This is a genomic window from Rheinheimera sp. KL1, assembly GCF_001275035.1.
In the GTDB taxonomy this organism is placed as follows: Bacteria; Pseudomonadota; Gammaproteobacteria; order Enterobacterales; family Alteromonadaceae; genus Pararheinheimera; species Pararheinheimera tangshanensis.
On sequence record NZ_LAMX01000026.1, the window covers coordinates 31,140 to 55,102 of the forward strand.

The 23,963-nt window shown below is 47.2% G+C and carries 23 protein-coding genes, 1 other RNA gene and 1 pseudogene; 20 read left to right on the forward strand and 5 right to left on the reverse strand.

What is annotated here, in order from left to right; genetic code table 11:
• The first annotated feature begins 69 nt into the window (after positions 1–69).
• The 16 genes and pseudogenes from WH43_RS14375 (at position 70) to WH43_RS14445 (ending at position 16,584) form a co-directional block, all read left to right on the forward strand.
• Positions 70–873 (forward strand): hypothetical protein, encoded by an 804-nt coding sequence (locus WH43_RS14375; protein ID WP_053425291.1) that lies wholly within the window; start codon positions 70–72, stop codon positions 871–873.
• Positions 874–1,042: 169 nt separating this feature from the next.
• Positions 1,043–2,092 (forward strand): phage protease, encoded by a 1,050-nt coding sequence (locus WH43_RS14380; RefSeq protein WP_286049838.1) that lies wholly within the window; start codon positions 1,043–1,045, stop codon positions 2,090–2,092.
• Positions 2,092–3,020, forward strand: a pseudogene (locus WH43_RS14385) (Mu-like prophage major head subunit gpT family protein). The gene WH43_RS14380 and the pseudogene WH43_RS14385 overlap by 1 nt, the downstream one beginning before the upstream one ends.
• A 44-nt stretch (positions 3,021–3,064) precedes the next feature.
• The gene (locus WH43_RS14390; protein WP_053425293.1) at positions 3,065–3,505 is read left to right on the forward strand and encodes an HI1506-related protein; all 441 of its coding nucleotides are present in this window, start codon (positions 3,065–3,067) and stop codon (positions 3,503–3,505) included.
• Positions 3,506–3,520: 15 nt separating this feature from the next.
• Positions 3,521–3,940 carry a gp436 family protein gene (locus tag WH43_RS14395; protein ID WP_053425294.1) on the forward strand — a complete coding sequence of 140 codons (420 nt, stop codon included), beginning with the start codon at positions 3,521–3,523 and terminating at the stop codon, positions 3,938–3,940.
• The gene (locus WH43_RS14400) at positions 3,940–4,377 is read left to right on the forward strand and encodes a phage tail terminator protein (protein ID WP_053425295.1); all 438 of its coding nucleotides are present in this window, start codon (positions 3,940–3,942) and stop codon (positions 4,375–4,377) included. Before WH43_RS14395 ends, WH43_RS14400 begins: the two co-directional genes overlap by 1 nt.
• 3 nt (positions 4,378–4,380) lie before the next feature.
• Positions 4,381–4,530, forward strand: a complete 150-nt coding sequence (locus WH43_RS20750) for a hypothetical protein (RefSeq protein ID WP_286049776.1) — start codon at positions 4,381–4,383, stop codon at positions 4,528–4,530.
• Positions 4,530–5,480, forward strand: coding sequence for a hypothetical protein (locus tag WH43_RS14405; RefSeq protein WP_053425296.1), 951 nt, complete (start codon positions 4,530–4,532; stop codon positions 5,478–5,480). Before WH43_RS20750 ends, WH43_RS14405 begins: the two co-directional genes overlap by 1 nt.
• A gap of 77 nt (positions 5,481–5,557) precedes the next feature.
• A complete protein-coding gene (locus WH43_RS14410) occupies positions 5,558–5,989 on the forward strand; it encodes a hypothetical protein (RefSeq protein WP_053425297.1) in 432 nt (143 codons plus the stop codon).
• Positions 5,990–6,078: 89 nt separating this feature from the next.
• Entirely contained in the window at positions 6,079–6,357 is a 279-nt protein-coding gene (locus WH43_RS14415; protein ID WP_053425298.1) for a DUF1799 domain-containing protein, read from the forward strand.
• Positions 6,358–6,461: 104 nt separating this feature from the next.
• Complete coding sequence (locus WH43_RS14420) at positions 6,462–12,353, forward strand: tape measure protein (protein ID WP_053425299.1); 5,892 nt, start codon at positions 6,462–6,464, stop codon at positions 12,351–12,353.
• Complete coding sequence (locus WH43_RS14425; RefSeq protein ID WP_053425300.1) at positions 12,353–13,780, forward strand: hypothetical protein; 1,428 nt, start codon at positions 12,353–12,355, stop codon at positions 13,778–13,780. The genes WH43_RS14420 and WH43_RS14425 overlap by 1 nt, the downstream gene beginning before the upstream one ends.
• Entirely contained in the window at positions 13,777–14,340 is a 564-nt protein-coding gene (locus WH43_RS14430; RefSeq protein ID WP_053425301.1) for a hypothetical protein, read from the forward strand. The genes WH43_RS14425 and WH43_RS14430 overlap by 4 nt, the downstream gene beginning before the upstream one ends.
• A gap of 274 nt (positions 14,341–14,614) precedes the next feature.
• A complete protein-coding gene (locus WH43_RS14435) occupies positions 14,615–15,940 on the forward strand; it encodes a hypothetical protein (RefSeq protein ID WP_053425302.1) in 1,326 nt (441 codons plus the stop codon).
• A 3-nt stretch (positions 15,941–15,943) separates the two neighbouring features.
• Positions 15,944–16,288, forward strand: coding sequence for a hypothetical protein (locus WH43_RS14440; protein WP_053425303.1), 345 nt, complete (start codon positions 15,944–15,946; stop codon positions 16,286–16,288).
• A gap of 2 nt (positions 16,289–16,290) precedes the next feature.
• Complete coding sequence (locus WH43_RS14445) at positions 16,291–16,584, forward strand: hypothetical protein (protein ID WP_053425304.1); 294 nt, start codon at positions 16,291–16,293, stop codon at positions 16,582–16,584.
• 329 nt (positions 16,585–16,913) lie between these two features.
• Here the strand turns inward: WH43_RS14445 and ssrA are convergent.
• Positions 16,914–17,272, reverse strand: a transfer-messenger RNA (tmRNA) gene (gene ssrA / locus WH43_RS19870).
• Positions 17,273–17,427: 155 nt separating this feature from the next.
• The gene (smpB, locus tag WH43_RS14450; protein ID WP_053425305.1) at positions 17,428–17,910 is read right to left on the reverse strand and encodes an SsrA-binding protein SmpB; all 483 of its coding nucleotides are present in this window, start codon (positions 17,908–17,910) and stop codon (positions 17,428–17,430) included.
• 118 nt (positions 17,911–18,028) lie between these two features.
• Here smpB and WH43_RS14455 point away from each other — a divergent pair, with 118 nt between their 5' ends.
• Positions 18,029–18,478: an SRPBCC family protein gene (locus WH43_RS14455; RefSeq protein WP_053425306.1), complete on the forward strand. Its 450-nt coding sequence runs from the start codon at positions 18,029–18,031 to the stop codon at positions 18,476–18,478.
• Complete coding sequence (locus tag WH43_RS14460; RefSeq protein WP_053425307.1) at positions 18,465–18,827, forward strand: RnfH family protein; 363 nt, start codon at positions 18,465–18,467, stop codon at positions 18,825–18,827. Before WH43_RS14455 ends, WH43_RS14460 begins: the two co-directional genes overlap by 14 nt.
• 71 nt (positions 18,828–18,898) lie before the next feature.
• Here the strand turns inward: WH43_RS14460 and WH43_RS14465 are convergent, their stop codons facing one another.
• The 3 genes from WH43_RS14465 to nadK form a co-directional block, all read right to left on the reverse strand.
• On the reverse strand, positions 18,899–19,249 hold the full coding sequence (locus WH43_RS14465; RefSeq protein WP_053425308.1) for an outer membrane protein assembly factor BamE: 351 nt from the start codon (positions 19,247–19,249) through the stop codon (positions 18,899–18,901).
• A gap of 127 nt (positions 19,250–19,376) precedes the next feature.
• The gene (gene recN, locus WH43_RS14470; RefSeq protein WP_053425309.1) at positions 19,377–21,044 is read right to left on the reverse strand and encodes a DNA repair protein RecN; all 1,668 of its coding nucleotides are present in this window, start codon (positions 21,042–21,044) and stop codon (positions 19,377–19,379) included.
• Between the two features lie 80 nt (positions 21,045–21,124).
• Positions 21,125–22,018 carry an NAD(+) kinase gene (nadK, locus tag WH43_RS14475; protein ID WP_053425310.1) on the reverse strand — a complete coding sequence of 298 codons (894 nt, stop codon included), beginning with the start codon at positions 22,016–22,018 and terminating at the stop codon, positions 21,125–21,127.
• A gap of 191 nt (positions 22,019–22,209) precedes the next feature.
• Here nadK and hrcA point away from each other — a divergent pair, with 191 nt between their 5' ends.
• A complete protein-coding gene (gene hrcA / locus WH43_RS14480) occupies positions 22,210–23,235 on the forward strand; it encodes a heat-inducible transcriptional repressor HrcA (protein WP_053425311.1) in 1,026 nt (341 codons plus the stop codon).
• Positions 23,236–23,264: 29 nt separating this feature from the next.
• Complete coding sequence (gene grpE, locus WH43_RS14485; protein WP_053425312.1) at positions 23,265–23,834, forward strand: nucleotide exchange factor GrpE; 570 nt, start codon at positions 23,265–23,267, stop codon at positions 23,832–23,834.
• The last annotated feature ends 129 nt before the right edge of the window (positions 23,835–23,963 follow it).

Here is a 23,963-nt window from a genome sequence, read left to right on the forward strand (position 1 = left end):
GTAATCTGCTTTAAACGCTTCTGAGACGATTTAAACGGGTATTTAACGAATGAGAAAGGATGCTTAACCATGATTGAGACCTGTGCAGACTTTTTTTATGCTTTTTTTGCATTGATAGATATATCCGAAATCTTTTTTAAATTGATCATTCCGCTTTTTGCAGCATACTTCGGTGCTTTTCTAGCCTACAGAAATATAGAAAAGAAACATGCTTTTGATGATGAGGTACAAAAGCTTAAAGAGACAAATAAACTAATCTTATTGATTTCCCGATGTTTTATAACTTTGGCTAAAAGAAGAGAACTATACACAACAAAGCTGGAAGGAAAGGACGGTGCCGATAGAGGGTTTTATATCGAGCCAGCGAAATTATCCTTCGAAAAAATTGATTTCGATTTGGCGAATGTTTCTTTTTTGATTCGGACCGAAAAGAAACTTAAGAAGAGGGAAGCAGAGTCGTTTTTCAATATAAACTTATTGGACACCTCTATCGAGAATTATAATGGCCTTTTGGAATTGTGGAGAACAAGAGACGAATGGATGATCGATTTAAAGACTCAGTTGGCTTTGTCTAAATCGGGAGAGGACTCTTTAGAAAGTATTATCAAATGCTATGGGCGTGAAAAAGCGCATAAGTTACTAGTTAACACAGAATCTTTAATACAGCTTAATGAGTCTGTGCTGGCCAATTTTGTACCGTTTATAGATTCCATTAAAATGGTTGCGAAAAGCAGAATAAATATGAAGTTGCTTGAAAAAAAAGGGTATTACCTGCTGGGGATCGGGACTGAGCAAGAAAGATATCTTTCCGACAATGAGCATAGTTTTATCAGCACTTACTCTAAAAGTGACTTGGCGGCTCTGTTTGAATGAGATAATTATTAGCAAAACCCTTTAATCCACAAGTCTAAGTCCCATCCCCCAAAATCAGCCCAGTGAGTTTTTAACCCTGGGCTTTTATGTTTTCTAAATCTGCTGTTGCCATTGCTGTTTAAGTGCCACTACCGCTGGCGAGTTAGGCTTTGCTGTTTTAACTGGCGAGCTGAAAGGCTCTGACGGTTGGGCGCAATTACTACCTGATGACGAGTTCAGCGCTATTGATGGCCGTCCACATGATGTACCTGGTGGCAAATGGAAAATGAACGCAGAGATAGCGGCCAGAGTAATTGCCAAAGCTAAGTTGCGCAAAACCGATTTTGTCATTGACTACGAACACCAAACCTTGAGTACAAAAGAGGGCATCAAAGCCCCCGCCAGCGGCTGGTGGAAAGGTATGGATATGGAGTATCGCCCAGGGCAAGGTTTGTTTATCCGTCCAAGTTGGACCGCTACTGCTCAGGCACATATTGACGCCAAAGAATACCGCTATTTATCCGCCGTGTTTCCTTATGACAAAGCTACAGGCGAAGTCATGGAAATCAATATGGCGGCCCTTACGAATTATCCAGGCGCTGACGGAATGGAGGCGCTGGCCTCTTTAGCTGCTCGGCATTACTCAACCACCAACCAAACCAACCAGGGAGTAACCCCTATGTCCGAAGCAATGAAAAAGCTGCTTGGGCTGCTTGGCATTACCGTCGCAGATGGCAGTGAACCCAGTGCAGAACAAACAGCCGCTGCCACCGCAGCACTCACGGCCTTACTAACCAAAGCCGCCAGTGCAGATGGTCTTCAGCAAGAGGTCGCCGCATTAAAAGCCGACACAGGCAATGTCGATTTAAGCAAGTTTGTGCCTGCCTCTAACTACAACCAGGTATTAGCCGAGCTGGCAGCCTTAAAGGCAAGCAACGAGCAAATGACTGTTGGGCAACTTATCGAAAAGGCTGAGCAGGACGGCAAGATGATCATTGCCAGCGAAAAAGACTATCTGACCTCGTTAGGCAACCAAAGTATGGCTGCTTTAAAAGCAGTGTTAGACAGCCGTCCAGTGGTTGCAGCCTTAAAGGGCAAACAAACGACCACAACCATTAAATCACCGGATGCCGACGACAAGACAGCAGTTGCTGCTCTGACGGCTGATCAGAAAAAAATAGCCGACCAGATGGGCATGAGCCACGACGAGCTGGCTAAAGAACTGGGAGTAAAAGCGTAATGGCAATTATCAATTCGGCAACGCTAAATGCGCTGCGTGTGACATTCAATAAGGCATTCCAGGATGGCAAGGCAAGAGCACAACCGCAATACAAGCAAGTTGCTACTGTGGTCCCTTCCAGTTCAAAAAGTAATACCTATGGCTGGTTAGGCCAATGGCCTGGTTTTCGTGAGTGGATTGGTGATCGTGTCCTGAAATCAATGAAGGAATACGCATACAACGTATTAAACAAGCCTTTTGAAAGCACAGTTGCTATTGACCGTGAAGAGATCGAAGACGACACAGTCGGAACGTATGGCGCGTTATTCGATGAAATGGGTTACGCATCTGAAGTATTCCCTGATGAGTTGATCTTCCCAATGCTGAAGGCTGGTTTTACAAGCCTCTGCTATGACGGCCAGTACTTCTTTGATACTGATCATCCCGTGAATCTACAAGTCGATGGTTCCGGTGCTGATGTATCTGTATCTAACGTGATTATTGATGGCGCTTATACAGGTCAGCCCTGGTTCCTGCTGGATGTGAGCCGCTCCTTAAAACCTCTGATTTATCAGGAGCGCAAAAACCGCAGTTTGTGGCGATGGATAATCCGAATGATGAACAGGTGTTCACAGCCAAAAAGTTTCGTTACGGCGTAGACCTTCGTGCGAATGGTGGCTATGGCCTGTGGCAGATGGCCATCGGTGTGAAGAAGACGTTGGCATATCAAACTGTCTGGGATGCCATCGGCATGATGAAGGACTTTAAAGCTGACGGGGGCCGTCCACTGGGTCTGGGTAAAACCAAACTACTGCTAGTTGTACCTTCTAGCATGGAGCAATTAGCTCTGCAACTGAAAGAGCGTGAATTCATTAACGACGGCACTGGCGCGACAGTCAGCAATGAGCTGCGCAACAAGTTCGACGTTCTGGTCGCCGACTTCCTGTAACCCTTAACCGCCAGGCAAATGTTTTGCCTGGCGAGGAGAACCCCATGACACAAGTTTTAAAAGTCTTACTGGTGACAGCGGTGGCGGAAAGTTTTCGTCGCGCTGGATTTGGATTTACCAACAAAGGCACCGCCCTGCTGCGCCAACAGTTTACTGATGAACAGTACAAACAAATCATCAATGAGCCACGTTTGTCCATACGTGAAATTACTGAGGACCAGATACCTGCAGGCGCTCACATTGCGTACTCGGCTGCACTGGCAGCCTCGAAACAGGCGCAAGGTGATGGCCAGCAAGGCGAAGACTGCCTGACCGTAGGCACCTTGGCTGAAGCTTTTGCACTGTTGGACCCGAGTAACGCCGACCATTTCACTTCTGGTGGCAAACCTCAGTTGGAGCCACTGAGCAAACTAGTCGGTCGTCCTGTCAGCGGTGCGGAGCGTGATGCTGCGTTCGCTGAGTTCAAAGCTCAAGCCTCTCAATAAACGGAGCTTACAGTAATGAGCTATTGCGACCTGGCACAACTTAAAACGCGCTTTGGTGCTGACGAAATCAATCAACTGATTGACCCCGATGGTATTGGCGCGAATGAGTCGATTGCTCTGGCAGAACTGGATTCAGCCAGTGCATTGATAGACAGCTATCTGGCAGGTCGCTACCCGTTACCTCTGGCTATCGTGCCTGTGGTGCTGAATGGGGTTTGTGCCGACATTACCCGTTACAACCTTTATCGCAATGCGGTTCCTGAGCTGGTGAAGGATAAACACCAGGCAGCACTCAAGTACTTGCGTGACGTGGCGGACGGTAAGGCAACGCTGGGACTGAGTAGTGAACAGCAAGCCCCTGATACGGAAGCTGCTATCGAAATTAAAAGTGGCGGCAACGTTTGGCATCGCGATGCCAGCAAAGGATTTATCTGATGCTGTTGCCCATTGAGCAGTTGTTAAAGGCATATCAGGAAGAGGGTAAAGCAGCGTTTCCAGTCGTTGGCAGTGCCTTCAGTGTCGCTCTGGCCATGAAAGACGGTTTAAGCAAACCGCGCCAGGCATACGTGGTGCCTTTACCATCCAGCTTTCAGCCGGGCACCAAAGATTTGGGGCCTTTACTGCAAACAGGCCAGTTTGAGTTTGGTGTAGTGGTTGGAGCCAAGTTGATAGACGACCCCAGAGGTGAAAAAGGTAACAAGGTCATGGACGAGCTGAGTAAATCAGTTATTTCCGCGCTGATGGGCAAGCAACCTTCAGAGTATGCAGAACGCATAGAACTGAGCCGGATTGACCCGATTGGTATCAAGGAAAACGCGATTTGGATTTTATACCGCTTTAAAACAATGGTGCGCGTGCACCAGGGAGCTTAAGCAATGAGTACAAAAAAACATACGGGTGGCAGCAGTTTCGTGATTGATGGCAAAGAAGTCACCAAAGATGAATACCTGGCAGCGAAAGCGAAGGCCAAAGCAGCGAAGCCTGCGGCAAAAACACCTGCCCCAGAAAAAGGGAGTAATGGCTAATGTCATTATCAGATAAAGAAGAGTTTATTTTATTCCAGCTCAATCCTGGTGCTTATGGCTCAGCGCATGCTTTAACCGCTGTGCATGCTATTCCGGCAGCTGACTTAAATTACTCGCCAGAATTACAAACTGAGCAAACCAACGAATCCAAAGGTTTTGATGGTGCATCAGTGTCTAAAATCGTCGGCGGCTATCAGCAAATCACCTTTAAGTGTTATCTGCGTGGTTCACCGGATGGTGAGCCTGATACGCCGCCAGTGTATGGACCTCTGTTAAGAGCGGCAGGCCATCGGGAAGACATCACCTTGACTGAAGTGACGTACTCACCAGTCAGTGAAAACTTAGAGCATGCCACCTTATGGTACTACGTGGGCGGTGCCAATGGTGTGCTGCACAAACTGACCGGTGTTCGTATGTCCTGCAAGTTTGTTGCTAAGGTTGGCGCTTTGGCCTATTGGGAATTCACTGCAATGGGCCTGGACAACGAACCAGTGCCTGCAGGTGCTTACCCCGAAGTGGATTGGTCCGGTTTAACTATTCCTCTGCACACTGCCGCAAACAATGTGGAAACCATGACCCTATTCGGTGCGCCTGTTGGTATGTCCACAATGACTATTACGCCGGGTTTTACTGTTGGCCACATGCATGTGACCAATCAGGAAGAAATCGTTAAAACCGACGTGGTTGGTAGCGTGGATATTTCAATAGTGGAACCAGATCCAACGACGATCAACTACTGGAGCAAAGCCAAAAAAGGCGATCAAGGCCCACTTGCGTTCCAGCAGGGCAAGCCTGGTTCAGTGGGTGAGATTTTCTCAGTCAATATTCCAAACCTGCAACTGGCCACGGCACCAAGTCGCCAAAAACGGGATGGTCGTTTATATCTCGATTTAAAGCTGGACATTGTCCCTTTGACCAAAAACAGTGGCCACACCTTTGTGACCAAGTAAGACGTTTATCTGAATAACCGGACACGGACGTCCACCCCTTTAAAAGACTTTTAAACCCATTTTAAACAGAGGTAACTATGAGTATTCAAATTAAGGTATCTGCATTAAAAGACCGCCGTTTCAAGGCTCCTGTCACTGTCTTATTCGCAAGTGATGAGGTTAAGGCTGATGGTTCATTAAAGAGAGACGAACTGAAGTTCGTCGGTTTATTCCGTAGTGTGCCAGAACAGGAAATTCACGCCCATATCGCGAAGATTGAATCCCTGCGTAAAAACCCAAATACCACAGCAGAGATGGTGATGAATGAAAGTCGCGAACATATCAAAAGTTACTTTGTTGGTGTCGAGAAACTCCCATCCTGTGATTATCCGTTTTTAGGTGATGATGGCCAACCAAAAGAGAGTTCGCCTGAACTGATCCACGATCTGCTGTCCATCAAAGAAATTCGTGATGCGGTAGAGAGCACCTACAAAAATGCCCGTGACAGCGATGTATTAGCAAAAAACTAGAAGACGTAGCCACCTGGTGGGCTGGGGGCTGCGTTAGCAAAACTGAGCTTGTGGTTGAACGCTTGAAGAGCCACAACGTTCCCCAGCACATGATAGACAAAATAGCCGGACAAAAAAGTGATGCACCTGACATACAGCCGGGTAATGAAATCACAGTACGGCTTTTTTTCTCGGTGGCTACGCAATGGCTTTGGGTGAATTCAGGCTTTAGCAGTACCAGAGTCGGTCTCAATTATCCGGCGGTGGACGTCAGAGCCAAGACAAAACCAGATTACCTGGCATTACAACCAGAGCAGCAGGAATGGGTGTGGGATGGAATACAGCGCATGGAAGCTGCAGCGCTGAAAGTGTGGAACAGCAAGGACTAACGTTTAAACAGCCATACCAGGAAGGCGGCCACACACAACGCAATCACTACACCCACTGCAATTAACAAATTCATATCAGTACCATAATCGGGATTTTTTCCAGTATGAACGACCTGACTTTAGCGATCAAGTTAACAACCGAAGGCGGCCAGGTGGTCGTCAAAGACTTATCGACTATTGTTCAAAGCAGCAACAAAGCGGCTGATGCTCTTGGCGGCATAGGCACCGCAGGCACTGCTGCAGGGCGTGGTTTGGAGAACACTTCAGACAGCAGCGAAGTACTGGAAAAGAACCTGAAAGACCAGAACCAGGCACTGCAAAAAGTATTGGCTGATTTGCAACGTACCGCTGCAGCCAGTCTTGGTGCTGGCCGTGGCTTTGATACCGCCGCACTTGGCAGCAAATCCTTATCTAACTCCCTTAAACAGAACGATGCTGATTTAAGTCATGTCAGAAACAATATGCTGACCCTAGTTGGCGTGAGTGCGGCTTTATATGCGGGCATGGCGGCCTTTAGCCAGGTGCGTGGTTTAGCTCAGCAAGCAGATGACTTTAACGTCCTGCAACAACGTATCAAAACCGCAACGAAAGATACCGGCGATTACAACCTGGTCAGCGCTGAAATGTATGCTATTGCCCAGGAGAACGGCGCGGCCTTGGCTCCAACGGTTGAACTGTTTCAGCGCTTAAGCTCCAGTCGTAAAGATTTAAAAGCCACCAATGAGCAAATGCTGGACTTTACCGATACCGTACAAAAGTTAGGTGTCATTGGTGGCTCAAGCACTCAGGCGATGGAAAACGGCCTGATGCAATTGAGTCAGGGTTTATCTGGCGGTGTGTTACGCGCCGAAGAGTTTAACTCCATCTTAGAAAATATCCCGGAGCTGGCAGTTCGTATTGGTAAAGGGATGGATGATATTGGCAAATCAGACAACGAGCTGGGCCTTGGCGACCTTCGAAAATTAGTGCTTGAAGGCAAGCTACTTTCTGACGATGTGTTGAAATCCATCCTGTCTCAGTTGCCTGAAATAGCCAAAGAATTTGCAGATATGCCAGTCAGTATGGGGCGTGCCAGTGTGATGGTAGATAATGCTATTTCAGCCGCTTTGGCGAGACTGGATCAAGCATCGGGAATTACCACAGTTTGGGCTGGCACATTGGTCAGCATCAGCGAAACATTAGATAGCATGAACGCCACGGAATTAAATGATTCTGTAGCAGCGTTACTGGCAATCGCTGGTGGTGGTGCCGCCCTGATGATCCTGAGCAAATACGGTGTAGGTTTAGCGAGTGTCGGTGCCGGTTATAAAGCCTTAACTGGCTGGGTGAGTAGTTACCGAACCGTGCAAATCGCAACGACAGCAACAGTCTATAACGCGGCTACCATGACCAACTTAACCGTGGCATCCAATATGGCTGCTGCACGGTCTTTCAACATCATGGCTGCCAGTGCCGGTGCTGCTCGCGGTGCATTGGCTTTAATTGGTGGCCCTGTTGGTTTAGCCGCTCTGGCCGCCTGGGGAATTTACGAGTTTGCCAACAGTTCTACAGAGGCAGAAGAGAAAGCGGCATTAATGGCCAAAGCCTTGGGGGATGTAGGCACTGGTTTTGATGAAGTAAGTAAAAAGAATGCAGCCGCAAAAATCACAGAGAATCTGGCTCAACTATCTACCGTAAACTCAGACCTGTCTAACTTAGAAAATAAGTTGGCTGCAGCTAAACGCCAGATGGATGCTTTAGGTACTCCGCGCTCTGAGACTCAGTGGCGTCAATATGATTTAGCTGTTCAAAAGCTTAGTACTTTAGAGAGTAAAATTAAGGCTACTCAGCAGCAGCAAAAAATACTGATAGATGCCAACAACCAGTTAGAGCTGGTTGTAAATCCGATCACTCCAAATGGTGACGATGGAAAGGCAAAAGCTGACGCTCTAAATGAATCGCTGCTAAAACTCTACAACACGCAGATGCTGAACGCTCAGGCCATTGATGCCCAGGGCCGTGCCTTAAACGGTGTTGATTTAGAGCTGTTTAAAGCCAAATTTACTGAGGCTACAAAGCTACCAGCAGACGCAGAGGCGTCAATTCGTTCCTGGATGAAATCTGCCGAAGCTGCGGCTCAACTTGCTACGAATGACAAATACTTAATTGGCCTGAATGAAGAAGTCCGTCTGCAGCAAATTCGCCTGCAGCTGGGTGAACAAGAGTACGAGCTTGCCAAAGCCATATCCAGCCAAAAAATTACCGATCCAAAACAGTTGGCCACTTTAAAACAGCAGTTGGCACTGCAACAACAAATTAGCCAGGTGAAAACTGAGGACGATGCCTTAAAGGCTTTGGAGCAAGAAAACGACTTGTTGCAAATTCGCCTGGATAAAGGTGAAGCAGAATACGAACTACAGAAAATGGTCCGCCAGTTAAAAGTCACGGATCCGGCGATGATTGCCCTGCTGGATTTGGAAATAGACCGCCAGCGCCAATTAAACGAGCAGCTGGATGTGCGCAAGTATTTAACCGATGGCACTTATGATGATGTACTGGATGGCCTGACTAAAATCGGTGATGTGGGCGGCGCGGCAGGCAATGCCCTGGTAGATGCGTTTGGCTCGGTGGCAGACCAGTTCGCCAATATGGCTGAGCAGCAGGACGAATTTACCAAGAAGTTTTTAACCCTAAATGAAGCCCGGAAAAAAGCAGAAAAAGAAACTAATCCAGCACTGCGCACAAAAGCCCTGGAAAAAGCAGACGCCGTAGAACGTTCGCTAATGGAAGACCAATTGCGGATGCAGATAGGTGGTTATGCAACCTTAACCGGCGCAGCCAGCAAAATGTTTAGCGAAAACAGCAAAGGCCGTCAGGTGTTGCACCGGATGGAAACCACCTTTGCTGCTATCGAAACAGCCCTTGCCCTCAAAAAAGCTGCCGCGAATGCGTTAACCGCTATTACCAATCAGGGCGGAGGTGATCCTTATTCTGCATTTGGCCGGATTGCAGCGATGGCAGCCTTAATGGCCGGTCTTGGCGTATTCAGTGGCAGTGCTTCAAGTGGTACAAGTGCTACAAGTCGCCAGGAATCCCAAGGTACAGGCACTGTACTTGGCGACAGCTCAGCTAAATCAAACTCTATTGCCAACAGCCTGGAACGTATTGAATCTCTTGAACTGGATCAATACTCAGAGTTACGTTCAATCAATGCCTCCATCCGGTCTTTAAATGCCGGTATTGCCAAGCTTGCCGTAAATCTTGTGGCTAGTTATGGCCGCTTTGATGAAGGTAATTATCAGGGCGAACTGGGTAAAGATTACAAAGTGCAGTTGGGGAGTACTGCCGGTGCTTTGGTGTTGGGCGGTGTAATTGGCGCTGCTGTTGATAACATGCTGGGCGGCTTGCTTTCCGGCATCACGAATAAAGTACTTGGCGGCTTATTCGGCTCCACCAAAAAAGAGCTAGTGGACAGCGGCATTAGTTTTGCAGCTCAGGAACTGGGTGACATCTTAGCTACTGGTCTTGTTGATGCGACCCTTTACGATGTTATTAAAACGACCAAAAAGAAAGCCTTTGGTTTATCCAAATCCACCCGTGAAAACACGGAATACCGCACCCTTGATGAAGAAATCCGTTCCGAGTTTGGCCGTGTGTTTAGCTACATCGGCAACTCAGTCACTGATGCAGTAAAACTGCTGGGACTGACCACCACTAAAGACTTAGAAGACTTTGTGATCAAACTGCCCAAAGTCAGCTTTAAAGATTTATCCGGCGATGAAATAGAAAAAGAGCTACAGGCCATATTCAGTCAGCAAGGCGACTTGATGGCCAAGTACTTAGTACCAGGCATTGCTGAATTCCAAAAAATGGGTGAAGGCTTATACGACACTCTGATCCGTGTGGCGCAGGAGCAAGCCGTGTTTAATGCTGGTCTTGCAAGCTTAGGGTTAGAGTTAAGCCGTTTCGGTAACGTCAGTAAGCAGGCTCAAATCGAAATTGCCCAATCACTCATTGAACTCATGGGCGGCATTGAGGAGTTTAGCTCTGCCACCAGCGACTATTTTGCCGCCTTTTACTCTGAATCAGAGCAGATGGCTTACATGCAAAAAGTCATTAACGAGCAGTTTAAATCCTTGGGCATCACCGTGCCAAAAAGCCGAGACGGCTTTAAAGATTTGGTGGATGGCTTAGACTTGACCACTGAAGCGGGCCAAGCCATGTTCGCCGCGCTAATGAAGTTGGTTCCGATGATGGACGAATTTTATGACGCTGCAGAAGATGCCGCCGACGCTGCTAAAAAAGCAGCGGATGAAGAGAAGAAACTGGCTGCAGAGCGTTCAAAATATAACGCATCAGTGCGCAGTGATATTGACCGTATGGGCATGAGCCCGCTGCAAATCGCATTGGACGACATTAATAAGTGGTATACCGAGGCGACTGCTGAGGCAAAAGCCCTGGGCGCAGATACCAGCCTATTAACCACGCTCTACAATAAAAAACGCGAAGCGCTGGCCACCGAATACGTCTCTAAGTCGATTGAATCCGCCGAAGCAGCGATGACTGCTCTGGTTGCTGATTACCAGCGCTCAGTCGAGCAACTGGGTCAAACGCTGGCATCCGTTCTGGACAGCATTGCAGGCATGGCAGACACGATACGTGGCGACATCCTGAATATCCGCAAAACGCTGCCTGAGTTTGACTCAGTTGCCTATTACAGTGGCGAAGTTGATAGCCTGTCAGCTCAACTGGGCACTGGCACTGCAACCGCCCAGCTCGACATTATTGGCAAGCTAAAAGCCGCCATGCTGGAGCGTTACAATGCCGAGCTGGCGGCCATTGGCACCAATATGTCTGCGCTGCAGGCTGAGCAGGACGCAAAACAAGACCTTTACGAAACCCAACTGGAACAGTTTGAGTCCTTAAAAGAAGCTGCGCTTAGCCTTAAAAACGCAGCTGCTTCACTGCTTTATAGTGACCTGTCCACGCTGACAGCGGGCGAGCGCCTACAACAGTTGCAGAGCCAATACAACTCAGCAGTCACTAAGGCCCGTAGCGGCGATGCCGAAGCTTATGCTCAAGTGCAGAGCCTGGGCGAGCAGTTGCTGCAAATGAGCAAAGATTACAACCCTGCAGCATACAACGGCGTATTTGATAATGTTTTGGCTGTATTCAATGAGCTGGGCAACAAAACATTTGCAGCGCCAACAGCACCGGCACCACACCCAGCCGTAGCAGCCTTTGAAGCTGAAAAAACAGCATTAGCCCGTAAAACTATTGAGCAGTTAGAGGAACTTACACGCAAAACTGTTGCATTAAACGATGTGGCTAATACCGAGTACACAGCAGCTGTGAATGCGTTGAAGACTCAGTTCGGTGTTGATGCGAATAAAATCACAATGACATTACAAAGCGAGCTGGCCGCAGTTCGGGCTGTCATGCCCAAAGAGACGGATCGTGTAGTCAAAAAGCTGCAGGACCAAATCGACGCCATTTATAACATGAGGGACGGGATTGTTGGTGCCATTAAGGTTATACCGGCCCCGGTAGTACCAAAGCCAGCTCCGATTGACTTGACGCCGATTGTCGAACCTATTCGTCAGATACCACCAAAATTGGATCGTATTTGGGAGCCGCTACCAATCTTGCCACCATACTTACGTGACATTCAAACCAGTGTCCGAGATGTATCTCGTGATCAGATTTTCTCGCTTCAAAAGCTAGAGGACAAACTACATCTTAACAACGCTAGTCTTGCAACTATTGCAAAAGCAGATTTTGTTGCTAAGCCACTGATTATCCCCCCAGCTCAAGTTGCGGTTAACGTAGACATGGTATCAGTGGTAGCTGAGCTGCGATTGATACAACGCCAGCAGCAAAATCAGCTCGACCAACAGGCCGTTATTGCTCAGCAAACAAGCCAGAAGCTAACCGACGTTGTGGACTCAAATAAAAGGCTACAGACAGAACTGTCTGAGTTCTCCAGTCAGGCCATTAACCTGGCGAGGGTTAGTTGATGGATTACTTTCAGCGCTGGTTATCACGCCAGGGAAACTTCAGGTGCATTTTAGTAGAGCTAGACTATAAAGAAGCTGGGGTGACTAAGACCTTGCACTTTAGCAATGCTGCGTTTGTCTCAACAGGTACTGATTCACCGGCACATACGCCGTACTACCCGTTTATTATTGGTGAAGTTCAGTTCGAGCGCTCTTTAAACGAGGTTTTTACGGGCCTTAGCGTGAGTAAAACCTCAGACATAGATTTAATTTTACGTCCCGTTACAGAGTCATTGTTAACGAAAGCCATTTATGGTCAGCCCATCAGGATTTACATGGGTGACAAGAGCTGGCCAAAGGCAGACTTTAAGCAAATCATCGCTGGCCTGTGCGACGGCGTGATGCCTGAGCAAACAAAAATCCGTCTTAAATTCCGTGATGCAGCTGACGTATTGAAAACTCCATTACTCACGGCACGCTATGCCAGTGGCACCGCTGCTGAGCAATTAAAGCCTCTGTGCCTGGGCCGTTGCTTTAATATCCAGCCCGTGTTGATTGATGCTGCAATTCACAAATATCAATTCAGCAGTGGCACAAGCCAGGCTGTTACTGCTGTTCGCTTTAATGGCTCAGTTGTCCCAAGCAGCTACTACACAGTAAATCTAACCGACAGCACCATCACATTTACTACCTTTCCAAATGGCGATGTAACTATGGATGTGGACGGCATAAAAGTTGGCGGTATCTGGTTGCAAACTGCAGCTGACTTTATCGGCCACATTGCATCAATGCGTGGACTCACAGTTGTCTGCAGCGGCTTACCTGCTCATATGCTCGGTTTATATCTGACAACGGATATTTCAACAGACCAGGTGATGGATGAAATCTGTTCCAGTATCGGTGGTTATTGGTTTTTTGACCGTTTAGGTCAGTTTAAGGTTATGGCATTTAATGGAGTGCCGGAAGTCGCGGACGTACAGCTGACAAAGGACCAAACAGTGTATGGCACAAAGAAAATCAGACGTGTGATAAATCCTCTGCACAGCCTGACGCTAGGCTATAAACGCAACTGGAGTCCCTTAAATAACATTGCTGCAGTGGTGCATGAAACTACGCCAGCTGTTGCCGCAGAACTCGCCGCTGAAGGTAAAACAGTAACGCGCGCACAGCCTTCTGTCCTGGATAACTATCCGCAAGCGGAAACGATTAAAAGCGATTCATTGCTGGTCTCTGAAGCTGCTGCAATTACGGAAGTAAATCGTCGTTTGTCTTTGTCAGCAATTCCGCGTTTTGTGTACGAGCTGCAGCAGTTAGCCGCCCCTTTTATTTGGCAAATTGGAGCTGGTGCACAGCTTGAGTCTGTCGGCATTAATGGTGACCGTGCAGTCATTACAAAACTAATAGAAAGTCCGAAAAATGGAACCTGCACAGTGGAGTACTGGCAATGACAAATAACATCAGAATGTTAGTTGTAAATGATTTTGATGACGCTACTGTCTCGTTGGCCAGCGGTACTGAAATCCCCACATTACCCGCAACAAACTTACAAAAGTACGGCAACAGTGAGATTTTACGTGTAGCAAGTACAGAGTTCGCAATTGAAGGCAATTTTGTCGATATACGTCTAGTATCAGCTTTGGTGCTCTGGCGGCATAACCTGACCGCTGCTGCAACATTTCGCCTGGAGCTATTTGCCAATGCCGATCAAGATGGCGCTGTCATTTACGACACCGGCATTTTAAACGCGATGCCACAAATCACTTTTGGCGACTGGGACTGGCGCATTCAGCCTGTTGTATCTTCAGCGCTGGATAGTTGGGCCACTAAATACACTCAGCATTGGTTTACGCCACAATTCGCCAGGTCATACCGCATCACTGTATCTGATGAGCTGAACGAGGCAGGCCATTTAGATTTAACCCGTGTTACATGGGGCGGCATTACACCCCAAGCGTCAACTTTAGCTATAACAGCCAGTTCTCGTTTGGCTCCAATGGTACACAAATAAGGACTGATGATGGCGGGTTGTTTGGACCTGCCAGTGCAACCTGGCGAAAGGTTCAGTTTGCACTTGATCATCTAAACGAATCAGACCGACCAGGCTTTATAGCTGCAGTTCGGCACGTCGATATAAGCCGCGACTGGTTTGTATCACTTTATCCAGATACGGGCGGACAAAAAGAAATAGAGCACTCTTTCGCGTGCATGTTTACTCAGTGTCCACCAGTTTCATCCCCTTCTTATAACCGTTATTCAGCACCGATCCAGCTGGAGGAATGCTAATGCCAGAAAAACTACCAGTACCACCTCTGGAATCAATACAGCTACTAACGCAAGACGTTGGCAGCATATTCCAGGGCAAAATGAATTCAGTTGTTGTTGCCCTGCGCAACGCGCTTATTGCGTTTAATGCGCAGATTGATGCAGCTGAAACAGCAAGCCAACAAGTGGAGCCAGCGCCGGAGGACGTAGCGTTAGAGGGCATCAACAACACGTACAAAATGACGCCACTGCGCTCAGCTCAGCTGATTGAAAAGCTGCTGACAGATGCAACAGCAGACGAAGCAGAAGCACTGGCCGGAACAAGTGACAAGCTTATAACCGCATTGCTTTTAGATTTGGTCTTAGAGTGGCGCTTAGGCACAGCGGGTAACTTAGGAACTGCAGCCCAGCGCAACGTCATGACATCGCCGACAGATGCGACAACGCCAGATGCTTTAATGCCAAGAGGGGCTTTTGGGGTTGGTACGCTATTCAAATCAGTGCAATTAGCAGCAGCTTCAGACCACCAACGTTTTGTAATTGGCCTAGTAGATGTAACTAATGATCCTATAGGCGTTTATTCCCAGTTTTTAGGTTCAATATTCATAGGCAGGTCTAATGGTGTCGAGCCGCCAGTGGTTTTAGATGTTCTGATACAAAAAAAATACAACGAGGCAACAGGGACATTCGTAGTCACTTTCAAAGACAGTGTTTCTGGTTTACAAGATGTTAGCGGTATTAGAGCCGTACATTTTACCTACAACGGTAGACGATATGCTGGAATAGACTGTTACTTATCTGCTTCAGGTAAAGACTTAATTTTTGTAGAGGGTTCGTTTAATGGTCGAGTCCAACCATTTATGGTCCCTATTTATAGGGAGGACATTGGACAAATATTAAATGCTGAGATCTGGAACTCTAGAGTATTAGAAGATAATCGAGTTGGTCGAGCCTATAACCAATGGAACATATTGGGGGCAGTGACATTCGGTTACAATAGACCTACTGGTGCGGTTATAGAAAGCGGTTCAAATCCTAATGGATTGTACATGAAGCTTGCTAATGGTTGGCTTATACAAGAGATACCTGAGAGGTTTTGGTCAGCTATTGGGGGTGGATCCCCTACCGTACCATTTACAGCTGAGGACAGGCTTTATTTCCCAATACCATTTGTTGGAAGCTTCCCAAGAGTAACTGTAAATTTCGTGGGTAGATCAAACAGCGACAATTTTAGATGCTTCTGTAGCGCTACAAATCTTGAGTATTGCAATGTTTCTTTAGTGTTAAATAGCTCAATATCAGGTCCCGCATTTTCTGTCATTGCTATCGGTAGATGGAGAAATTAAGCCATGTCTATAAAAATAATTCTTTCGCTCAAAATACAAGAATCTGATGATGAACCGCCATTGATAAATGGTGAGTGCATTACTTTCAGAGGGGTGACATATGACCTATCTCCGTTAGCTGAAGCTGCCGAGCTAGATATCGGAAAACCTTTTCGCGGACCGATAAAAAGAGAGTTAGGCCAAATTATTTGCACTTTGGAGTATGGTTATTCAACTCAAACAGCCGAGTTTGAGCAAAACCTAACTTGGGAAGACTGCACCTTCGTCGTCGATAGCGGAGTATGTCCATGCCCTGTAATAAGAAAGCCAGTACCTGCTATCAGCGAACTAAACGAGTTGGAGGTCTAAAAATGCTTGCTGAAATTGATTGGTCCAAAATGGTGACCGCAGAGCAGAAGGCCACCCAAGCCAAAGCAGTTAAAGAGTATTCAGTAAAAGCCGAAGCCACACGCCGGATAGAATCCCGCTGGGACAACGCTGGCCAAAACAACGTGGCTTTAGGTTTGCACACTGAATCAGAGCGCCTGGACTGCATTAACTGGATTAATGCTCACCGCACTGCATGCCAAGCTATCATAGCCAGGCCCGACCTATTAGACCTCGACATAACAGACAACGCCTTGTGGCCAACCACAGATAGTTAAGGAAGATGTATTTAGTCACTCAACTTATAGCGACATTAAAATGTAAGCCGACTAAATCAGCAAACTAATCTACAAAATTAAACGCCCGAGACAGCTATGTTTGAGGGCTTTTTTATTTAGTATTTAAAGGGTGTTAAAACAGAGTTTAGCGCGTCACTTAAAATGATAAATTTCACAAACTAGGTGAACCGGTTTTCACAAACTAGGTGGCGCGCTACAGTTGTCTACGCTTGCTGCGCAAGCTCCGGCTGAACCTCAAACGGCGCTTCGCGTCCGCCGCGAAACCACAATAAAGCAAAAGGCCACCTTGCGGTGGCCTTTTGCTTTATTGGTGGAGCGGGGGGATTTGAACCCCCGTCCGAAAAACCTAGATCGTCGGTACTACATGCTTATCCAGTTATTTAGTTAACCCTATGAGCGCCAGCTGGCAGGCTATCGTCGGGCGAGTCTGATTGGTTTTAGCATCTTGGCTCCAGACAAAGCCGCCATGCGATCCTATTAGGGGTGATCTTCCAGAGTCTCAGCTTATAGGCATGCGTGAGGGGAAGAGCGCTCTACTGCTTATTAGGCAGCGAGTGCGTAAGTTTCGTCGTTTGCGACTACTAGTTTGCGGCTTTTTTACGAGGCCTACCGCACCTCGGCATGCACCTAAGAGTTCGTGAATCCCGTCGAATCCAGTATCGGCCCCGAATTCTTTAGTACTTCTGAACACTTCTGTGTTGAGCGCATTCTACGCTCTGCAGTGCAAGGCAGCAAGGTGAAGACTGGTGTTTTCTTGCTGCATTTCACTGTTATTTACTTATATGGTGATGAATTGAACAATCTCAAGGCCAAAGGCAAAAGTTATCTTTTGCTGTGCTTCATCATTCGTTCTTTTTCACGTGACCAGTCTCTGTCTTTGATGTCATCGCGTTTATCAAAGTGTTTTTTACCTTTGGCCAGATGGAATTCCAGTTTTACCCAACAGGCTTTCCAGTACATGGAGGTGGCTATTAAGGTGTAGCCGTCCTGTTCTTTTTTACCGACCAGTTTGTTCAGTTCACGTTTGTTCAGCAACAGCTTGCGCGAGCGCTCTGGATCACAAACTACATGGGATGACGCGCTGTGCAGCGCCTGAATTTGTGCACCAATTAAAAAAGCCTCGCCATCTTTTATAATGACATAGGAGTCAGATAAATTGACTTTACCTTCACGAATACTCTTTATTTCCCAGCCTTGCAGGCACATACCTGCTTCGAAACGCTCTTCGAGGAAATAGTCGTGTCGTGCTTTTCTATTTTGGGCTATGGTGCCGCCCTGATTTTTGCTGCTTTGTTTTTTGCTCATCTTTGCGAACGAATAACTCTTAAAAGCCAAGGAATTTAATGGCAAAAGGCTTGCGCCTGGGACATTGAGGCTACGGCTAATTCTGTTACAATCGCCGCCTGCATTAAGGGGAGAGAGTATGCCACAAATTGAGCGCAGCGCACTGGTTTTTTACAGCGCGCGCCAGATGTTTGAGCTGGTGAACGACGTGCCACGTTATCCGGAATTTTTACCCGGTTGTGCCAAAGCACAAATTTTGCAGCAATCTGCTGACCAGATGCTGGCTAAGTTACAGGTAAAAAAAGCCGGTATCAGTCAGGAGTTCACCACCCGAAATACGCTAGTGACCAATTCACAAATTCAAATGCAACTGGAGTCCGGCCCTTTTAAAGCTTTGTCCGGTGGCTGGACCTTTGTACCCTTGAGTGATGAGGCGTGTAAGGTGGTGTTGTCGTTGGATTTTGAGTTTTCTAATAAAATAGTCGAGTTTGCTTTTGGTAAAATTTTTAATGAGTTAACGGCCGCTATGGTAGGTGCCTTTACGCAAAGAGCAAAACAAGTGTACGGAGAACAACATGGCGGAAACTAAAGCTGTCGAGCTGGCTTATGCCACGCCGGCGAAACAAAGTTTGTTGAGTTTAACTGTGGATGCTGCATCTACTGTAGAGCAGATCATTCAGCAGTCAGGCATTTTATCCAGTCATGCAGAAATTGATTTAAGTCAGAATAAAGTGGGGATCTGGAGCCGGACCTGCAAACTGAATGAAGTGCCTAAAGCGGGTGATCGCATTGAGATTTACCGGCCTTTAATTGCTGATCCAAAAGATATGCGTCGTCGCCGTGCTGAAAAAGCCAAAGACGAAGGCAGAGCAAACAAAACAACGGGTGGCAGGGCGCAGGTGCAGAATCATGATTCTGAGCCACAGTCTGACAGTTGATGGATAGGTAGAAGGTTACACCGAAGTCATGATGAAGGGGTCAGAGTGGAAACTTTGACCCAGCCAAAAAGTTATTTATCCAGCGGTGTATTGAAGCTTTCTGGCTTTTTGAAATCACCAGTGATATCAACTAATTTGTCGTCTTTAAATTGAGCGACCATCTGTTTTTCAAAGTTTTCACCACGACCACCTTTTAACGCATAAAAATAATGCCAGATGTCGTCGTCAAATGCGTTTTCAGCAACAGGATTACCCAATACAAAACGCACTTGTTCTTTGGTCATTTGTACCCGTAGTTTGTCGATATCTTTTTGTTCCAGAAAGTTGCCTTGTGGCACGTCAATCCGGTAAATCCAACTGCTACAAGCTCCCAGAGTCAATGCTGTGGCCAACACAAGGGCCGTTTTCACTACTGCTTTCATCTGTCTCTTCATCTGAATAAGTCTGACGGCATCATACCGCAAGCATGGGCTGAAATTAAAGCCTTAATCAGACCTAAGTGTGCTGGCTAAGTTCGTACCTGTTAAAAATAATTGCTACAAATCAGTTTTAAGGCGCACATAACAACTCACGTGCATTGGCAATTGCATTGGCGCTGACATTTTCACCCGCCAGTAAACGTGCTATTTCCTGTACCCGCTCTTCGTCTGCCAACTCACGAATACGGGTTTCGGTGGCTATACCGTCAGTGTATTTTTCAACAAACAATTGGTGATGTCCCTGGCTGGCGACTTGTGGCAAGTGAGTGACACAAATCACTTGAGTGGATTCTCCCAATTGACGTAATAATCGACCTACACCCGCAGCCACAGGGCCGCTGATGCCTACATCTACCTCATCGAAAATTAATGTAGGAGTGGTTACTTTACCAGCCAGAATGACCTGAATGGCCAGACTGATACGGGATAGTTCGCCACCAGACGCGACTTTGTGCAACGCCTGTAAAGGTTGGCCCGGGTTGGTGCTGACCAGAAAATCGACCTGATCCCAGCCGGATGCGTTGGCTTTTTCTATCCCGACACTTTCTACGGCGATAAAAAATTTGCCGTTAGCCATGCTGAGTTCTGCCATGCTGCGGGCAATTTTGTCGGACAGCTCCAAAGCAGCTGATTTACGCAATTCAGAGACTATTTCTGCGGCCTTACAATACAGCTGTTGGGCCTGCTGAATTTCAAGCTGGAGTTCAACGATACGCTCATCATCGCCTGCCAGTTCTGACAACTGCTGGGACAATTGCTGGTGGAACAAGGCCAGCTGGTCGTTTGGAATTTGATGTTTACGGCTTAAACTGAGCCATAGGCCCAGACGCTGATCAATTTCTGCTAAACGCTCAGGGTCTATATCTACTTTTTCGCTGTAACGGCGTAATTCGCGGCCAGCTTCTTCAATTTGTACTAAAGCTTCACTTAGCATCTGATGAATAGGGGCTAAAGCCGGATCGACATCGACATAGTCGTCCAGTTGCTGGCAGGCATGGCTTAATAAGCGATAGCTGTTGGCTTCTTCATCCTCATAGGCCAATTGTAACGCCTGTTGGCTGGCCTGAATTAGACTGTGACTATTACTTAAACGCTGATGTTCAGTTTCCAACTCGGCAAATTCATCCGCGCCCGGCGCAAATTGATCCAGCTCAGCCACCTGGTATTCCAATAACTGACGCTGTGCTTCACGTTGCTGCTGACTGCTTTGTAGTTCGCCATATTCCTGTTTCAACTGTTGCCAGGCTTTCCAGTAGTGACGACAGTCAGCTAAAGCGGATTGAGTATTGGCATAAGCGTCCAGTAACTGGCGCTGATGATCCGATTTTAATAACAGTTGATGTGCATGCTGGCCATGAATGCTCAGCAGGTGATGTCCCAGCGCTTTGAGTTGCTGCGCAGGTACCTGCACGCCATTGATATAACCACGGGAGCGGCCTTCGCTGCCCACCACACGGCGCACTATACATTCGTTACCCATGGCGAGATCTTGTTCAGCCAGCCAGTGCTGAGCGGCAGCTAACTGACTGATATCAAACGTAGCCACTATATCGGCTTTATCACAACCGGGGCGAACCACTAAACCATCGGCACGGTCGCCTAAACACAAGGACAAGGCATCCAAAGCTATAGATTTACCTGCGCCTGTTTCGCCGGTAATAGTGGTCATGCCGCCACGCCAGTCGAGTTCCAGCGCGCGTACTATGGCAAAGTTGCTGATATGCAGATGGTTGAGCATGGTCCAACTCCCTTATACTGAATAACTGTTAATTTATACAGTAATTTTGTATTTAGCAAGGGAGTGAGCCATAGAATTTTTTAGTAGAGTTTACTGCCCCAACCGAGCTTGTTGCGCAGCACGTTAAAGTAGCTGTAACCCGGTGGATGCACCAGTTTCAGCGGTTTCGGGTGTTTGCGAATACGGATTTCATCACCCGGCATCACGGCTAAAATGACATGACTGTCGCAGCTAACCTGTAAGTGCGCGTCATTGCTGGGGGACACTTTAAGTACTATTTCACTGGTACCAGATACCACCAGAGGCCGGCTGCTTAAGGTATGAGGGAACATAGGCACTAAACTCATCGCATCCAGTTCTGGCGTCAAAATTGGGCCGCCTCCAGACAATGAATAGGCGGTGGAGCCTGTCGGCGTGCTGACAATTAAACCATCAGAGCGCTGACTAAAGACAAATTCACCATTGATATGAGCTTCAAACTCAATCATATGCGCTACTTTATCGGCGTGTAATACCGCTTCGTTTACTGCACTGTTACTGCTTTTAACGCAGTCATTGCGATAGACTTCGACTTCCAGCAGATTGCGTTTTTCGGTGACAAAATTACCTGCCAGCACTGCGGCTAAAGGCGTTTCAAAATCTTCCGGTGACAAATCAGTTAAAAAACCTAAGTTACCGCGGTTTACGCCCAGGACTGCGACACCAAAACGCGCTAATACGCGCGCAGCTCCGAGCATATTGCCATCACCACCGACTACTATGGCCAGATCGCAGTTTTTACCCAGCTCCACTAAATCCATCACCTTTACATCCGGCAAGGCCAGGGATTCTGCTACTTTTTCTTCCACGTATACCTGTAACTTTTGTGCCGTTAAAAACTGATACAGGCTGATAAGAGTAGTATTGGCGCCGGGATGATTCGGTTTGCCAATAAGGCCAATGGTCTGAAATGCGCTGCCTGGATTTTGACTCATGAGTGTTCCTTTCAAAGTGCAAATGCAGTATACCCATAGTTTTTCGCAGCGAACAGCTTTGCAGGCGCAGAGCTGTGCACAAAGGCAAGGCTTGAATTTTTAAATAAAGACCCCACAATACATAGCAGTATAAGTAGAGCGTATTTATTTTTAGTCGTTGGGTCGTCTTTTTAACCGGAGTAACAGCTGTAGTGGTTCAGTTAAGCAGACCAGAACTGATATTAAAACTCATCGTCGAGCATTATTTGACGGATGGTATGCCGGTGTCTTCTAAACTGCTGTGTGAGCAGTCAGAGCTTGGTGTCAGTTCGGCTACTGTACGCAATACCATGATGTTACTGGAGCAGCAGGGTTTTATCCGCTCTCCTCATACCTCGGCTGGCCGGGTTCCAACCACTTCGGGTATTCGCTTATTTATCGATAAAATGTTACAGCTTGAGCCTTTAAGCGGGCGTTGGCTGGACGCTATTCAGGTGAACTTACCACCACAATTGCCTGTCTCTCTGCTTTGTCAGCAAGCCGGACAGTTGCTCGCTAACTTAACGGGTATGGTCAGTATTGTCAGTGCGCCTAAAGGTCAGGGCAGGGTGATACGTCAGGTTGATTTGGTGCGTCTGGCTACACAGCGCTTACTGCTGGTGGTGATAGACGAAGACGGTGATATTTTACATCGTGTGCTGTTTAACGACGATTTAATAGATAACCAGACCTTAAGCCGGGTTTTGTGTTTACTCAATGCGGCTTTATGTGGACAGGACTGGCTGGATGGTATTTCCCGTTTAGCTTTAATTGCAAAACAAGAATCTGGTGCAGTTCAGACTTTAGTGCAAACCGCTATGGCACAGCTGAGTCTGGATGAGATGCAGCAGCATCAGCCTCTGATTTATGGTCAGCATCAATTGATGCAGGCAAGTGACTACCACCGGGATCCGGAATTACAGCAAGTGATTGAGTTGCTGGATAATCCGTCCTGTCTGGTGAAGTTATTAGCGCCTGTCACTCAGGATGCTCAACCAAAATTAATACTCGGACGTGAGTCTGGTATTGAACCTTTAGCCAAGGTGAGTTTGATTTGTGCACGCTACCGTGCAGAGCCCCATGGCTTTATTGCCTTGCTTGGGCCACGCCGGATGAACTATGGTCGTTTTGTGCCTTTAGTTGAAGCTGTAGCACAACAAATGTTTTTTAACTTGAATCATCTTAATCAATCCCCATAATAAGCCAACCTATGGTGGAGTAGTAACTAATGAGCGAGCAAGATAAAGTGCAAACTGAACAACAACAGGCTGCGGAAGCAGCGGCAGAGCAACAAGTGGTAGAACTGACGCCGGAGCAGGAACTTATTGCAAAGCTGGATGCAGAATTACAGCAGGCAAAAGCCCAGTTGGCAGAGCAGCATGATTTAATGCTTAGAATTAAAGCTGAAGCTGACAACAGCCGTCGTCGTTCAGCCATGGATGTTGAAAAAGCCCATAAATTTGCGCTGGAGCGTTTCGCTGGTGATTTATTGCCTGTGGTCGATAACCTCGAGCGTGCTTTAACTTTCTTAAATCGCGAAGACGACAGCCAGAAAGCTCTGGGTGAAGGCGTGGATTTAACCTTAAAAGGTTTACTGGATACCCTGGCGAAAAACGGTGTGCAGCAAATTGACCCGCAAGGTCAGCCGTTTAACCCTGAATTCCATCAGGCCATGTCGATTCAGCCTAGTGCTGATGTGGCGCCAAACACTGTGACTTTTGTCATGCAGAAAGGTTACGAGCTGAACGGTCGTTTAGTACGTCCTGCTATGGTGGGTGTATCTAAAGCTGTTGAATAACAAGCAACTGCATAAAAGCAGGGGGAAGAGACATGGGATGCCAGCATCTGATGTCTCTGCCCCCTTATTTTTTACTGGGCTTTATCCTTGCGGGCTTTTACAATAGCTTAATCGCAGTGTAGGCATTTG